Here is a 13,039-nt window from a genome sequence, read left to right as displayed (position 1 = left end):
CGCGCCTTTGCGCCCAATCCCCCATATCCTTTCCCCTTAACTCCGGCTCAGGCAGTCCAGCGCCACCGCTTTAAAGCTGTCGAAGCTGTCGCTGCCCAACAGGCGGCTCATTGAGCGTTCACGCACGAAGGTGACGAACAGCTCGTAGATCGCCATCGCCTCTTCATAGTCGCTCTTGCTGATCGCCAGCAGGAAAATCACGTGCGCGACCTCGCCTTCTCCCCAGGCGACGCCCTGCGGCGCCAGCAGCGTCACCACCACAGTCTTTTTGGCCAGTAGCCCCAGCGAGTGCGGCAGCGCGATGCCCTCGCCCAGCAGCGTGGAAACGATCGCCTCGCGTTCGACCAGCGACGGATAGAAGTCCGCGCCGACGTACCCCTCCCGCTCCAGCTGGCCGCACACCCGGCTGAACAGCTCCGCCTGCGTCAACGGCTCGTTGAGCACCATGAAATGCTCGGCGTCGAAGAACTTCTCCAGCATGTACGGTCGGGTGCGATCCACCAGCACCAGCTTGCCCAGTTGCTCCAGCTGGTAATCGGTCGGGAACGGCGACATCACCACCACCGGCTTGTTCTTTTCGCCGATGCGGGCGTTGGAAATCACGAAGTCTTCGTCGATATGTGCAAGCATCTCGTAATCGCGCAGCGAGACGATGCGCGTCATCACCAGCTGCGGATATTTGCGCGCAATCTGCGCCTGGATCATGCGCACCGTCGAGTTGCCGGTATCGCACACCAGCATCACCTGCGGGTGGCGTTCATAACCGATGTTGTAATGCCGCTCCAGCCCCACGCCGATGTGCAGCACCAGATAGCCTATCTCGTTCTCGCTCAGGGTATAGGGGGTGTATTTGCCCCAGCTGGAGACCGCCGCCAGCGTCACGTCATAAGCCATCGGATAGTGCTGCTTGATGTTGGCCAACAGCGGATTGGGGATATTGATCTGGTATTTCACCCGCGTAATCATGGTCTTGATATGGGTGAGCAGATCGGCCCGCAGCTGCTCGTCGCCCTGCAGGTTGTAGTTATAGTGTGCGTTGATGTAGGACAGGATGTAGTCCACCAGCGCTTCTTCATCGTCGGCGTTGATCTCGGTCGGCTGCACGTCCTGCACGCGCCGCGCGGCAATGTTGACCCGCAAATAGGCCTCTTCGGCCATCGAGATCTCTTTACCGGAGGCCGAACGCAGCTCCGCCGCCAGGCGGGTCGACACCTGACGCACCGCGTCGTCGCCGTCTTCCACCTCGAAGTCCGGCAGCGGATAGCCGTCGTTGATGCGCCGCAGCGCCACCGCGCAGTAGAAGATCAGGTACTGCTCGCCCTCGTCGGTCAGGCGAATGGCATATTGCGACAGCAGCGGGTGCAGCAATCCGGCGAACGCCGCTACCTGCGGCTGCAGCAGGATCTCGTTGTTGAGCAGCGGGTTCTCGGCGTCGGCCAGCTGCAGCTGGAACAGCAGATCGGTGAGACAGGCGCGGATCGCCATCTCGGCGCCGAACAGCTTCATGCCGTAGCGCGGCTTGGTTTCGATCGTCAATTGATAGTGCGCCAGGCGCTCTCTCACCTCAGCCATGTCGTTTTGCAACGTACCGCGGCTGACGAACCACTCGTCGGCCAAATCTTCCAGTTTAAGGGAGAAGGCTGAGGTCAAAAAACGCACCAGCAGATAATGCACTCGCTCCTGCGCGCTGCGCGGGGTGGCGTGCTTGCGGCGATCCTGATGCTGCAGGGCGCTGAACAGCGCGGCGTTATCGACCTGCAGGCGATAGCCGGCCCCGCGGCTATGCACGAAACGCGCGCCGTATTTGTCCAGAATCTCGTTCAGCGCGGTGATGTCCGCCCGCACCGTGCGGGTGGACACGGCGAAACGCTTCGCCAGCTCATCCTGCGGCAAAGTCTCGGTTTGCAAAGCATCGAACAAGTAAGCCAAACGCGGGTAAGGAAATCGCACCATTCTGTGTCCGTCAATCAGGCAACCCGCCCGGTGAACCGGGCGGGCCACGGGTTACTTCGGCGGCGGCAGGAACGCCATTTGCGAGGGGCTGCCGATCGGCAGATAGCCGCCCACAAAGCTGAGTTTGCCGTCCGTCGGGTTTACGCTGAAACGGGTAACGTTATCGCTGCGCTGGTTCAACGCATACAGATAGCGGCCATCCGGGCTCAGCGCCAGCGAACGCGGGTAATCGCCACGCGTCCAGGTTTCCGCCACCGGCTTCAACTCACCGCCGGCGCCCACACTGAACTGGGCAATGCTGTTATGCAGCCGGTTGGCGACGTACAGCGTGTCGCCGTTCTTGCTGAGCGCCAGCCCCGAAGCGAAGCTGGTGCCCTGATAGTCGGCGGGCAGTGCGGAAACCGCATGCAGTTGTTTCAGAGTACCTTTTTGGCGATCAAAACGGTAGCTGGTCAACGTCGAGGCCTCTTCGTTCACCAGCAGCACGGTTTCGCCGTCCGGATGGAACACAAAGTGACGCGGCCCCGCGCCGGCGGAAGAGGCGGCGATCCACGGCGGATCGTTCGGCGTCAGCCGGCCGCTCGCGGCGTCAAAGCGCCATTGGTAGATGCGATCCAACCCCAGATCGGTGGAGAACACGAACTTGCCGCTCGGATCGCTGGCGATCATATGGGCATGCGGGCCGTTGTGATCGCTGATGGCGAAGCTGCCGTTCACCGCCGCCGCCGGTTTGGCCGCGCCCGCCGGGCCCTGCTGTTGCTGCACCGAGCTGGCGGCGCCCAGGCTGCCGTCCGCTTCAATCGGGAAAGCCGCCACGCTACCGCTGACGTAGTTGGCCACCAGCAGATGCCGCCCGTCCGGCGTCGATGAGAGATACACCGGCCCCGCTCCCTGCGAATCCACCTGGTTGAGCTGCGTCAGGTCGCCGTCGGCCGGATTGACCCGGTAAGCGGTGATGCCGCCGTGTTTGCCGCCGTTGAAATCGGCCACTTCGCTGGCGACATACAGCGTCTTGCCATCGGCGCCCAGCGTCAGCTGCGCCGGATTCGGCACTTTGCTGACCAGCGTAGTGTGGCTCAGCGCGCCGCTGGCCGGATCGACCTGCACCCGGTAAACGCCTTCGCCGTTGGGATTGTAGGTGCCGATATAGGCGAAATGAGATGACGTGGAATTCATTGCATCCTCAGCATGCAGCGCCGGGCCGGTCACGGCCAGCAGCGCCAGGAACAACGCGGTGCGTCGGGTTGGAACCTGCCAGTTTCGCATAGTAATCCTCAGTATAGGTAACGGCGCGGCATGCCGCGCCACGGGAAAACCTTCGCCTCCCAGCGTTTACCTCATCCCATTGCGCGTTCAGCCCACCAGCTTTTTGGTCATCGCCAGCAGGGTTTTCACGTCCTGCGGACGCGTGTCGCCGCTGGCGGCGTCGATGATCGAGCTGTAGATATGCGGGATCACGCGTTTCACGCCGGCCGCCAGCGCGATCTCGACGATCGGCTCGTAATTCTCCAGATCGATGCCGCCGGTCGGCTCCAGCATAAAGTCATGCTCGGCGCAGGCCTTGGCTACGTACTGGTATTCGTCCTTGCACTTCAGGCCACCCATCGGGAAATACTTGATCGAGCTGCCGCCCATGTCCTTCAGCAAGGCGATGGCGGTTTCCACCGGCACGATGCCGTCAGGCGCTGCGGCACTCAAGGGGCCGGTAGAAATCTTCACCCAGCCGACGCGGCCGGTCGGCGATACCAGGCCGTTGACCACGCTGTCGTCCTGGCCCAGCAGCGCGCGGCTGGTGCCGACGCCGGTGAACACCTGGTTAACGTGCTGCGGCTGCACCTGCTGAGCGATCAGGCTGACCATCGCCGACTGCTTCGGATCGCCAGCGCCCAGGCCGACCGAGAGCGCGTTTTCAATCAGGCGCGCATAGCGCAGCATGTCGGTCACCGCGCTGTCGACGTCCGGGTAGTTCTTGGAGAGCACACCCACCAGCACATGGCCTTCCGCCGCGGCGTAGATCTCCTGCGCGTTGGCTTTGGAGCCGGCCAGCACGTTCAGGCAGACGCGATCGCGATAATAGTTAGGCTGCAGCTTCATGCTTGTTTCTCCGTAAACAGGTTTTTGATACAGGTAAAGACGGTCATCAGCTGTTGCTCGTCGACGCTGCGCACGTCGACCTCAATCTTGCCCTCGTTGGCCTTGTAGCCGCGGAAGTAGATGGCAATATCGCCGGTTTTCAGCGCCTGAACGATGTCATAGGTCGACCGCCCCAGCACCGCTTCGTCGAAAGTGATCTCGGCGCGGGCGATATCGCGGCCGGCGCTGTCCCAGACGGTTTTGGCGCTGACGCCGGTCAGAGTGTTGAGGCTATCGAGGAACGGCGTCATCCGCGCCACCATCTGTTGTCCGGTGGTTTTCTCAAGCGTCAGATAGCTTTCAATCGCCTGCGTCAGGCCGAGGATGCCCTCTTTGCCGACCTTCATCGCCCGACCGATACCGCCGGACTGCAGCTTCACCCACTCGACGTACTGTTTCTTGCCGATAACCAGGCCGCTGGTCGGCCCTTCAATGGCTTTGGCGCCGCTGTAGATCACCAGATCGGCCCCCATCTGGTAGTAACACATCAGATCTTCTTCCGCCGCGGCGTCGACGATCAACGGCAGATTATGTTTGCGCGCCACCACCGCCGCCTGTTCAACGGACAGAATGCTTTTCTGCACGCAGTGGTGCGATTTGACGTACAGGATCGCCGCCGTCTGCGGCGTGATGCAGGCTTCAATCTGCTCCGGCGAACATTCGTTGGCGTAGCCCGCCTCCACCACCTTGCCGCCGCCCAGCGCCACCATGGTGTCTACCGGTGCGCCGAAGTTGACGTTGTGACCACGCGGCAACACGATCTCGCGCGGCACGGCGATCGGCGCCGAGTGCAGGTTCACCAGCAGATTGGCGTTATCTTTGACGATCGCTGCCGCCACCGACTGGGCGATGCCCGCCGAGGCGCAGGAAACGATCACCGCGTCCTCCACGTTGAGCAGATCGGCGATGTAGGCGCCGGTCTTGTTGACCAGATCCTTGATTTCGAAATAGTGATTCAGGCCGTAGTCAACGGCGTCAATCACGTCCTGGCGCGGCGTGGAAACGCCGAGAATGGTCATGCGGCCGGAGGTGTTGATCACCTGCTTCAAACCGTATTTTTCATAAATCGAAGACATGGGCTGCCTCCCCTTGTTCGGTTAATAGGATTTCCCCGGCCACCACCGCGGCCAGCGGCACCAACAGCTGTTCGCCCTCGGCGGTTTGCCCTTCGGCGTCGGCGAACACCTGCGGTTCGCGGCGCAGTTCAAACAGCGTGAAATCGGCGTCATAACCCGGCTCCAACCGCCCTTTGCCGCTCAGTTGCAGCGCCGACGCGGCGTTCTCCGTCACGCAGGCGATCACCTGCGGCAGCGTCAGGCCAACGCTGAAGAATTTGGACATCACCGTCGCCAGGCTGTGCACCGGCCCGTTCATGCGGTTGCGGCAGTAAATATCGGAGCTGATGGTATGCGGCAAAATGCCCAGCTTGATCGCCTGGCGCGCCACCTCGAAGCTGAAGCTGGCGGTGCCGTGCCCCACGTCGAGCAACACGCCGCGCCGCAGCGCGCGCTGGATCGATTCGCGCAGCGTGCCCGCCGGCGTCAGAATGCGGTTCGGTTTGCCGTTGTAGCAGTGGGTGATAATGTCGCCACGGGTCAGCAGATCGGCGATCTCGTCCAGATTCGGCGGGTTGTTGCCGATATGCACCATCAGCGGCAGCTGGCGGTTTTCCCGCTGGATCTCTTTGGCCAACACCAGCGGCCGGGTGCCGTTCTTGCCCACCACGCTGCTGCTCATGCGCGCCTTGATGCCGATGATAAAGCCGGGATGGTTGGCGATGGCCTGGCCGGCCTCGTGCTTGTCGATGTCCGTCAACTCCGCCAGCTCGTTCTGCCGCAGCAGGCCGATGCGCGAGATGTTGAGGAAGGCGAACACGTTGGTTTTGGCGCTGCGCGTCAGCTGATAAAAGGCGTCGATATCGTCGGCGCCGGTGCTGCCGGCATCGACCACGCTGGTAACGCCGCTGGCGACGCCGACCCGATCGGGCTCGTCATGGTAAATCGGCGAGTCGGGATAGCAGTGCACGTGCGCATCGATCCAACCGGCGCTCAGGCGGCAGTTGCCCGCCAGATCCAGTTGGCGAACGGCGCTGACGTCCGCCGCCAACCGCCCGACCGAGGCTATTTTGCCGTCTTTCACCGCCAGATCGATCAGCGTGTCGTCCGCCAATCTGGCGCCTCTAATTACTAAGTCATACATACCGCATTGCTCCTGTTAGCCCGGGCGCCGCCGCAGCATCGGACGGCGCCTGGCGCAGGCCTCTTAAGAAATGGCTACCGGGAAGATCGCCCCCAAAATCATCGCGCCGAGGATCGCTCCGCCGGTGATCGGTTTACCCCAGATATAGAACAGCAGCGCGCCAAGCAGCGAACCGATGCCGATCGGGATCGAGGCGGTCATCGCCGACAGGATGATCAACGGCCCGAGGAAACGGCCCGACGAGTTGCCCGCGCCCATCATCACGTCCGCCCCATAGGTGGAGTTGCTCTGATTAATGGTGAATTTGCGCGCCAGGATGATCACGTAACCGATCGCCAGGCCGATGATCAGCCCGGTGGCCAGCGAAGCGGCGAAGTTGGCGACCGGGAACACGATGCCGGCCCCCAGCAGCAGCGCCGGCACGCCCAGCCCGACGCCGGTCTGGATCGCGCCGCCGATGTCCAGGATGCCCACCAGCGAGCCTTCGATGATGCGCGCGAACAGGAAGCTGGCGCCGAACGCCGCCACCGCGCCATACACGCCGGTGTCCATCCCCGCCCGCAGCATGGAAACGAACGCCACTTCGTTAAAGGCGCCGATGCCGTACAGGTAGTACATGTGCGTCCCGGCGAACACGCCGGAGGACAGCAGGCCAACAAAAATCGGGAATGACCAGTCGGCGTACCAGAAGCCTTTTTGGGTTTGCTCTTCCATCATCCCGCTCCTTATTTACCGCTCAGGGTGTTGTGAATGGCGTCCAGCCAGCCCGGCACGCCTAGGCTGAAGGACTCGAGAACTTTCATGTCGAAGCCGCGGAAGAAGCCGCTCAGCACGAACAGCAGCACGATTACCGCCATCATGATCTTGGTGATCTTGTTCCAGCCACTCTCTTCCACGCCTTTGCCGATCAGAATGCCCAGCACCAGGCCCGGTACGGCGTTGCCCATGATCAGCTGCGCCAGGCCGCCGAAGATGGTGCCCCAGAAGCCGGAACGGCGCCCGGCGTCGATCGCCGCCAGCCAGAAGATCACCGGCATCACGGTGTTCACCAGCAGGTTAGCCGCCGGCACCAGCACCTTGATCGCGGTGACCTGCAGCGCGGCAGGCACGGCGGAAGCGGTGGTATTGAGGAACGTCACCACCAGCATGCCGATGATGCCGCAGGCAATGGCCATTTTTTTCGGATCGTGCAGCGTTTGCGCCAGATTGCGGTTCTTGACCATCAGGGCCGCCGCGCCCCAGTGCGGGATGATGCGGTGGTCGACGTCCTGCGTGAAGGAGCCCGCCGCCACGGAAGACGCCCAGGCGTTGAAGAAGAAGCCCAGACCGAATGAGAAGTGGGAAGCCGGATCGCCCTCGCAGGAATTCAGCTCGCCCAGGGTGCGAAACGCCCCCATGCCCTGTGTTGTCGGTGCGTGGAACATGCGCGCGGCGCCGGCCCCTACGCCGACCCCCACCAGCCCACCGATAATAATCGATTTAAATAAGATGATTAAAAACATCAGTATACCCTTTCATTTATGCTAACGTTTTTATTTCGTGACGAAGACAACCTTCTCGGTATTGATAATGGTTACGTTCACGGTTATTTCCAGAGAAACGGCATAGCTCTTTCTTTCACGCGGCAAAAAGAAGAAAAGAAATTTCTCTTTAGTTATTTTCTCTTCCGCTTTCACTACGCTGACGTCCTGCGGCTCGATACGCAGCAGAATATTGTTGGTGGACTTTAATACCGCGCCCTGCACATTAGCCAAGGCGGAAGCAAAAGCTTTCGCTTTGCTGTCGCCTTTACCCTCCACCTTTACCGATGTGGTATATTGCTCTTTCATTATGGATTGCCATGTTTTTTGACGTAGGCTTCCACCAGTTTCTGGCCCAGCTCTTCTTTATCCATAAAGCCGAAGCCCAGCACGTTGTAGCCTTCGTTAATTGCCGTCACGCCCTCTTCCACCGAACGCATGCCATATTTAGCCTTGTAGCCGTGTTTGGTTTGCGCGGTAATCGCGCCGGCGCCGCCGCTGCCGCAAAAAGAGATGCCCAGCTGCGCGTTTTCCGCTTTCATGACGTCGCCCAGCTTCATGTCCGCCGCGACGCCGGGGATGACCACCGCTTTTCCGCCTGCGCTTTCAACGCCTTGGCCAACTTTTTGCCCTTTGCCCAGACGATCGCCGATCACTACGGTAATTTGACCCATGGTATATTCTCCTGATTGAAATCGATGCGTTAACCGCTATGCGTTATTATCTTTCGCCACTTCGAAGTGCACTGACAGCAAATAGGCTTCTTCGATAGGCAATGTGCCAAACTGATTCACCACACGTTCCGCCATTTGCATGGATTCTGCAGAGATTTCGTCGAACAACGATTTATCCACCTCCGGCAATGGCTCACCGGTTATTGAACGCAGCACCATGGCGCGAATATGCGATTCCAGCATCTGTTGCTGCACCGCATTGGTATAAATATTTTCAGCATTTAGCATCGCGGTAATATCCGCCAACACCCGAGCAGCGATCGCTCCGGCTTCGCTGACATCGGATTGTTCAATTTCTTTTATCGAAGCAGATCCATCATTCACTTTTCAGTACCCCTAGATCCTACATTAATCAGTAAGCCGTAAAGCGCATCACCTGAATAACCCGCTTTCTGTGATGTCTTTACCCTACCCCCGGTAGGATTTTCTGTGTAGACCGGTTTTTTCCAGTTCGAAGTGGAAATCGAATGACGCGCGGGGATCCATTTCGCAAAACGGCGCGGCGGTGAAAAAGTCAATGAGATAACAAATAGATAACCGGGCTAACCGTTTCTTTTGCCACGATTGACGATAAAAGCCTTCGTGATCGGGATCTCTTTCTTTTCTCGCCCCAACCGCCTACTATCAATAGGACAAATCGACATTACCCACACCCCCGCTCCTCTGGCGCGGGGGTGTTGCTTTGTGTTGTTTTTCCGAATTTATGGGTGCACAGACTGGCACCCTTTGATTTGACTGGAGAGTGGAATGACCAAACCCATCATTACTATTAATGAGCTGGATGCGGAACGCCTGGATGCGCTATTGGAACAACCGGCCTTTGCCAACACAGACGTCGCCGCCGCGCTGAACGACGAGTTGGATCGCGCGGAAATCCTGCCGCCGGAGAAAATGCCGGCCAACGTGGTGACCATGAACAGCCGCGTGCGTTTTCGCGATCTGCACACCGATGAAGAGCACGTGCGCACGCTGGTTTACCCGGCATCGCTGAAAGACAGCCACGATCAGCTGTCGGTGATGGCGCCGCTCGGCGCAGCGCTGCTCGGCATGCACGTCGGCAAGCAGATCTCCTGGCAATTGCCGAACGGTGAAGAAGCGCGGATTGAAGTGCTGGAATTGCTGTACCAGCCGGAAGCGGCGGGCGAATACCACCGTTAAGCGGTTCTCAGGGCGGCATCCGGCCGCCCTTTCTGTTTCAGAGGCAAATAGCGATCAGCACGGCGATCAGCAGCAGCACGTAGATTTTGGCATGCAGCGCATCGCTCACCTTAGGCAAACAGCGCCTAGCAAACACGATCCCCGCAATCCCCGCGACCACCAGCAACCCCAGAATGTTCAGATTGACGTAGCCCAGATACTGCGGCCCGCTCATCTCGTGCCACCCCAACACGATATACATCATCGCCCCGATCACCGCCACCGGGATCGACAGCGGATTAGCGGCGCTGACGCAATACTTCATGTCGTAACCATGGCGGCGCAGCAGCGGCACGGTCATCACGCTGCCGCCCACCCCCAGCAGGGTGGCGATGCCGCCGATCAGCGGCCCACCGCCCCACAGCGTAACGGGGGACAGTTCGGCGCGCGCCGGTTTGATCAAAAAACCCCGGCGGAACAGGCAGTCGGCGATGGTCACTGCCATATAGACCACAAACAGCCCGCGGATCACGCCGTCCGCCAGCAGCGAAGAGGCGAACGCGCCCAGCGCCGCGCCGATGCCGATGAAAAAGATCAGCGGCACGATGGTTTCACGCAGCAGGTTGCCGCTGCGCCAGTTGGTCAGCGTGGCGTAACTCGCGTTGAGGATCATCACCGACGTCGAGGTCGCCACCGCGATATGCATCGCCTGGCCGGGCTGCTCGCCCGAGGCGGAGATCAAGTGGTAGACGAAAGGCACCACCACAAAGCCGCCGCCGAAGCCGAACAGAATGGTGGTGATGCCGGTCAGAAAACCGGCACACAGTACAATCAAGGTTTCAATCATGGCCGTGCGCCCGCACGAAGTCGTCGAACCCGGCGCAGAACTGCCCCGCCAGCGGGTGGAAGCGATCGCCGACGAACAGCCCCAGATACTGCTCGCGCACGGCGTCATGATCCACCAGCTCAATGCCCGCCTGTTCCGCCCGTGCCAGCGTCTGCGCGTCCGGGAAGCCCCAATAGCGCGAATCGCCCTGCTTTTCCGCCGCTATCGCTTCGCTATGCTCCGTCCGCATCAGCTGACGCGCCAGGAAAGTGCCGCTCTGCACGCCCAACAGCATCATATTTTCCAGGAACGACAGATCGTGACGCAACTCGGCGGGCAGGCGGGCGATCACCGGGCCGGCGTCCCAGTGCTCATCCATTTCATGCAGCGTTACCGCACAGTCCCTGTCACCGTTCATCATCGCGCGGAACAGTGTCATCACCCCGCGATAGCGCGGTAAATCCCCCGGATGCAGGTTCCAGAGCAGCTTGCCGCGTCGGCTGAAGGCGCGCACATAATCGGCGGAGAATTTCTGATAACAGCGCAGGGAGATCACCCCATCCATATGCTCCAGGCTGCTGATAAACGCGGCGTCATTGATGTCGAGAACGCGATGCGCTTTAACCCCGGCGCCGGCCAGGAACAGCGCCGGCGGCTGATAGGCGCCCTCGCAGGCGGCGGCGTTGCGGCCCACGAACGGGAACACGAAATCGTTCAGCACTTCGCGCTCATACAGCCCCAGGCGGCGAACCGCCGGCTCCTGTGTGCGCCCGGCGCTTTTCGCCAGGGGGAAATATACCGTAAAGGCACACTCGTCCTTCAGAGCGGCGATCAGATCCTGACACACCAGCCAGGAGAAAATGTCGTTGCCGACAAAGAGCGCTACGTTTTTCATACTTCAGCCTTCTTTGCGTTGAAAATAGGGTTGTTAAACACGATCTTGCTGATATCCCGCGTGATGGACTCCATCGCCGAGGTGTAAAACAGATCGCCCTTGGCGGGCGCGCCGAGCGAGTAGAGATGCTGCTCGCGGCCGCGCCGGTCGGCGATTTTCAGCGTGTGCGGATTGCACTTCACGCCGCCGAACAGGTTCTCTTGCACCAGCCCGTCTTGCAGCAGCTGATGGCTCAGGCGGTTAGGCGGCAGTTGATAGGAAGGCGTGGTGCAGTTGAACAGATACTGCGCGTGCACCCGCGTCTCATGGCAACGGAGGGTAAACCCGTCCGCTCCCTTGCTGATATCCGCCATGCCGCCGCAGGCGCGCAGGCGTTGGCTCTCCAGCGCCGCCACGATCTTGTTGGCGTTCTTGATCGGCATGGCGTGCCGATTGCGCATCCAGGAGGAGTTGTAAAAACGCATGAAGACCTGCCGGTTGTTGGCATCCATCTTGACCCAGGCGGCGCACACCGCCGGGTGGATCGCCGCCAGATAGCTGCAAATATGCTCCCGGGCAAAACGCGCGCGATCGAGGCTGTCCGCCAGATCGCGGTAACAATCGCGCCTTTCCCCCAGCGCCGAGAGCACCGTCAACCGCTCCGGCCCCGGATAGTGGCGCGCCAGCGCGGCATTGATCGCATGCACCAGCTGATGCGCGTCAATGAAATCGCTGCCGGCGACAAAGCGCCGCACCCCCTCCACAAACGCCTCCGGCGGCGGACGCATCAGCGCCGGCTGCACGCTGGGGAACAGGCCCGAGCGCGATAAAGCGCAGATGTCGGTCGCCCCCAGGCGCTCCATCAGCTCTACGATGGCGTCAATCGCCGTCAGGCTGCAGCCGATCACGCCGATGGTCGAATAAGGGTTGATCGGCGGCAGATCCTGGTGGGCCTGATAAGCGATCACCCCCTCCACCGGATAGAGACATTCCGGCGGGTTGTGCCCTGAGCACAGCACCAGCGCGTTCATCTGCTCGGCGCCGCCGCAGGCGGTGGTCAGCCGATAGCCGGCTTCGTGCGGCGCGATGGCATTCACTTCGGCGGTCACGAAATTCAGCGTCACATTACTGTCCGCCGCCATATAAATCGTCATGTCGCGAATAAAATCGAGATATTCCCGATACAGCCAGCGCGGCGGATAACGATCCTGGCAAAACTGCGGGAAATGCATGGCAATCCAATCAACAAAGTGAGCATCGTCGAAAATATCCGCCGACATGTTTTCCGGCGTCATGTTTAATATATGGCTGTCAAAATCGCTGCTGTATGCCATACCGCCTTTGAAGCCCTGCTTGTCGAAAACCTTCAGGGAAAGCGGTCTTTTGCAATGATTAACCGACTTATTTTTTATAAAGTTATACGCAAAAGAGATCCCGGCGGCTCCGCCGCCAATCACACCGAACTTATACATGAAATATCACCTTATAGTCATTGAACTGCACTAAGAACTATTGCTTCAGGTGTTGGAATAAAATGACGCTTTATTCCTTATTAACTTCTTGTATTGCGAGAACGAGAACGTTCGTCCCACCCCGGTGTGAAAACTTGCATGGGTTGCCTGGCCGATAAAATAGCGGCGCCCCGAACAAGCGTTATTTTTCT

General features: G+C 60.1%; 14 protein-coding genes. 1 reads left to right on the top strand and 13 read right to left on the bottom strand.

The genetic code is table 11. From position 1 onward, the window contains the following. Positions 1 to 36: 36 nt before the first annotated feature. The 10 genes from ACJ8HT_RS15035 to ACJ8HT_RS14990 all read right to left on the bottom strand — a co-directional run bounded on the left by ACJ8HT_RS15035 (position 37) and on the right by ACJ8HT_RS14990 (position 8,842). A complete protein-coding gene (locus ACJ8HT_RS15035) occupies positions 37 to 1,953 on the bottom strand; it encodes a BglG family transcription antiterminator (RefSeq protein WP_194572448.1) in 1,917 nt (638 codons plus the stop codon). A gap of 51 nt (positions 1,954 to 2,004) precedes the next feature. Then, positions 2,005 to 3,219: a lactonase family protein gene (locus ACJ8HT_RS15030; protein WP_195873711.1), complete on the bottom strand. Its 1,215-nt coding sequence runs from the start codon at positions 3,217 to 3,219 to the stop codon at positions 2,005 to 2,007. Between the two features lie 87 nt (positions 3,220 to 3,306). Further along, on the bottom strand, positions 3,307 to 4,047 hold the full coding sequence (gene dagF / locus ACJ8HT_RS15025; protein ID WP_194572449.1) for a 2-dehydro-3-deoxy-phosphogluconate aldolase: 741 nt from the start codon (positions 4,045 to 4,047) through the stop codon (positions 3,307 to 3,309). Next, on the bottom strand, positions 4,044 to 5,162 hold the full coding sequence (locus ACJ8HT_RS15020; RefSeq protein WP_126180454.1) for a DgaE family pyridoxal phosphate-dependent ammonia lyase: 1,119 nt from the start codon (positions 5,160 to 5,162) through the stop codon (positions 4,044 to 4,046). The genes dagF and ACJ8HT_RS15020 overlap by 4 nt, the downstream gene beginning before the upstream one ends. Continuing rightward, on the bottom strand, positions 5,146 to 6,285 hold the full coding sequence (locus ACJ8HT_RS15015) for an amidohydrolase/deacetylase family metallohydrolase (protein WP_055316837.1): 1,140 nt from the start codon (positions 6,283 to 6,285) through the stop codon (positions 5,146 to 5,148). Before ACJ8HT_RS15015 ends, ACJ8HT_RS15020 begins: the two co-directional genes overlap by 17 nt. A 63-nt stretch (positions 6,286 to 6,348) precedes the next feature. Further along, the gene (locus tag ACJ8HT_RS15010; protein WP_004937013.1) at positions 6,349 to 6,999 is read right to left on the bottom strand and encodes a DUF4310 family protein; all 651 of its coding nucleotides are present in this window, start codon (positions 6,997 to 6,999) and stop codon (positions 6,349 to 6,351) included. 11 nt (positions 7,000 to 7,010) lie between these two features. Further along, the gene (locus ACJ8HT_RS15005; protein WP_197653042.1) at positions 7,011 to 7,787 is read right to left on the bottom strand and encodes a DUF4311 domain-containing protein; all 777 of its coding nucleotides are present in this window, start codon (positions 7,785 to 7,787) and stop codon (positions 7,011 to 7,013) included. 30 nt (positions 7,788 to 7,817) lie between these two features. Next, positions 7,818 to 8,114 carry a DUF4312 family protein gene (locus ACJ8HT_RS15000; protein ID WP_004937003.1) on the bottom strand — a complete coding sequence of 99 codons (297 nt, stop codon included), beginning with the start codon at positions 8,112 to 8,114 and terminating at the stop codon, positions 7,818 to 7,820. Further along, positions 8,114 to 8,479: a glycine-rich SFCGS family protein gene (locus tag ACJ8HT_RS14995; protein WP_019453148.1), complete on the bottom strand. Its 366-nt coding sequence runs from the start codon at positions 8,477 to 8,479 to the stop codon at positions 8,114 to 8,116. Before ACJ8HT_RS14995 ends, ACJ8HT_RS15000 begins: the two co-directional genes overlap by 1 nt. 36 nt (positions 8,480 to 8,515) lie before the next feature. After that, positions 8,516 to 8,842, bottom strand: a complete 327-nt coding sequence (locus ACJ8HT_RS14990) for a glycine dehydrogenase (protein ID WP_369803947.1) — start codon at positions 8,840 to 8,842, stop codon at positions 8,516 to 8,518. A 444-nt stretch (positions 8,843 to 9,286) separates the two neighbouring features. Here ACJ8HT_RS14990 and rnk point away from each other — a divergent pair, with 444 nt between their 5' ends. Beyond that, positions 9,287 to 9,697, top strand: coding sequence for a nucleoside diphosphate kinase regulator (gene rnk / locus ACJ8HT_RS14985; RefSeq protein ID WP_004936993.1), 411 nt, complete (start codon positions 9,287 to 9,289; stop codon positions 9,695 to 9,697). Between the two features lie 37 nt (positions 9,698 to 9,734). On the opposite strand, the gene ACJ8HT_RS14980 is transcribed toward rnk, so the two are convergent. Genes ACJ8HT_RS14980 through ACJ8HT_RS14970 form a run of 3 tightly spaced genes read right to left on the bottom strand, consistent with a single transcriptional unit; the run spans position 9,735 to position 12,848 of the window. Continuing rightward, positions 9,735 to 10,523, bottom strand: a complete 789-nt coding sequence (locus ACJ8HT_RS14980; protein ID WP_197653043.1) for a sulfite exporter TauE/SafE family protein — start codon at positions 10,521 to 10,523, stop codon at positions 9,735 to 9,737. Beyond that, positions 10,516 to 11,397, bottom strand: coding sequence for a formyltransferase family protein (locus tag ACJ8HT_RS14975; RefSeq protein WP_194572451.1), 882 nt, complete (start codon positions 11,395 to 11,397; stop codon positions 10,516 to 10,518). The genes ACJ8HT_RS14980 and ACJ8HT_RS14975 overlap by 8 nt, the downstream gene beginning before the upstream one ends. Then, the gene (locus ACJ8HT_RS14970; protein WP_194572452.1) at positions 11,394 to 12,848 is read right to left on the bottom strand and encodes an FAD/NAD(P)-binding protein; all 1,455 of its coding nucleotides are present in this window, start codon (positions 12,846 to 12,848) and stop codon (positions 11,394 to 11,396) included. Before ACJ8HT_RS14970 ends, ACJ8HT_RS14975 begins: the two co-directional genes overlap by 4 nt. Positions 12,849 to 13,039 lie beyond the last annotated feature (191 nt).

It is taken from the genome of Serratia sp. CY44782 (genome assembly GCF_052168715.1).
Taxonomy (GTDB): Bacteria; Pseudomonadota; Gammaproteobacteria; order Enterobacterales; family Enterobacteriaceae; genus Serratia; species Serratia nevei.
The sequence above is the reverse complement of the archived record's forward strand: the minus strand, read 5'-3'. Positions and strand labels throughout refer to the sequence as shown.

What these genes read in the sequence shown, in the direction of transcription:
- ACJ8HT_RS15035 (WP_194572448.1), bottom strand. Translation starts at nt 1,953, where the DNA reads ATGGTGCGATTTCCTTACCCGCGTTTGGCTTACTTGTTCGATGCTTTG.
- ACJ8HT_RS15030 (WP_195873711.1), bottom strand. Translation starts at nt 3,219, where the DNA reads ATGCGAAACTGGCAGGTTCCAACCCGACGCACCGCGTTGTTCCTGGCG.
- dagF (WP_194572449.1), bottom strand. Translation starts at nt 4,047, where the DNA reads ATGAAGCTGCAGCCTAACTATTATCGCGATCGCGTCTGCCTGAACGTG.
- ACJ8HT_RS15020 (WP_126180454.1), bottom strand. Translation starts at nt 5,162, where the DNA reads ATGTCTTCGATTTATGAAAAATACGGTTTGAAGCAGGTGATCAACACC.
- ACJ8HT_RS15015 (WP_055316837.1), bottom strand. Translation starts at nt 6,285, where the DNA reads ATGTATGACTTAGTAATTAGAGGCGCCAGATTGGCGGACGACACGCTG.
- ACJ8HT_RS15010 (WP_004937013.1), bottom strand. Translation starts at nt 6,999, where the DNA reads ATGGAAGAGCAAACCCAAAAAGGCTTCTGGTACGCCGACTGGTCATTC.
- ACJ8HT_RS15005 (WP_197653042.1), bottom strand. Translation starts at nt 7,787, where the DNA reads ATGTTTTTAATCATCTTATTTAAATCGATTATTATCGGTGGGCTGGTG.
- ACJ8HT_RS15000 (WP_004937003.1), bottom strand. Translation starts at nt 8,114, where the DNA reads ATGAAAGAGCAATATACCACATCGGTAAAGGTGGAGGGTAAAGGCGAC.
- ACJ8HT_RS14995 (WP_019453148.1), bottom strand. Translation starts at nt 8,479, where the DNA reads ATGGGTCAAATTACCGTAGTGATCGGCGATCGTCTGGGCAAAGGGCAA.
- rnk (WP_004936993.1), top strand. Translation starts at nt 9,287, where the DNA reads ATGACCAAACCCATCATTACTATTAATGAGCTGGATGCGGAACGCCTG.
- ACJ8HT_RS14980 (WP_197653043.1), bottom strand. Translation starts at nt 10,523, where the DNA reads ATGATTGAAACCTTGATTGTACTGTGTGCCGGTTTTCTGACCGGCATC.
- ACJ8HT_RS14975 (WP_194572451.1), bottom strand. Translation starts at nt 11,397, where the DNA reads ATGAAAAACGTAGCGCTCTTTGTCGGCAACGACATTTTCTCCTGGCTG.
- ACJ8HT_RS14970 (WP_194572452.1), bottom strand. Translation starts at nt 12,848, where the DNA reads ATGTATAAGTTCGGTGTGATTGGCGGCGGAGCCGCCGGGATCTCTTTT.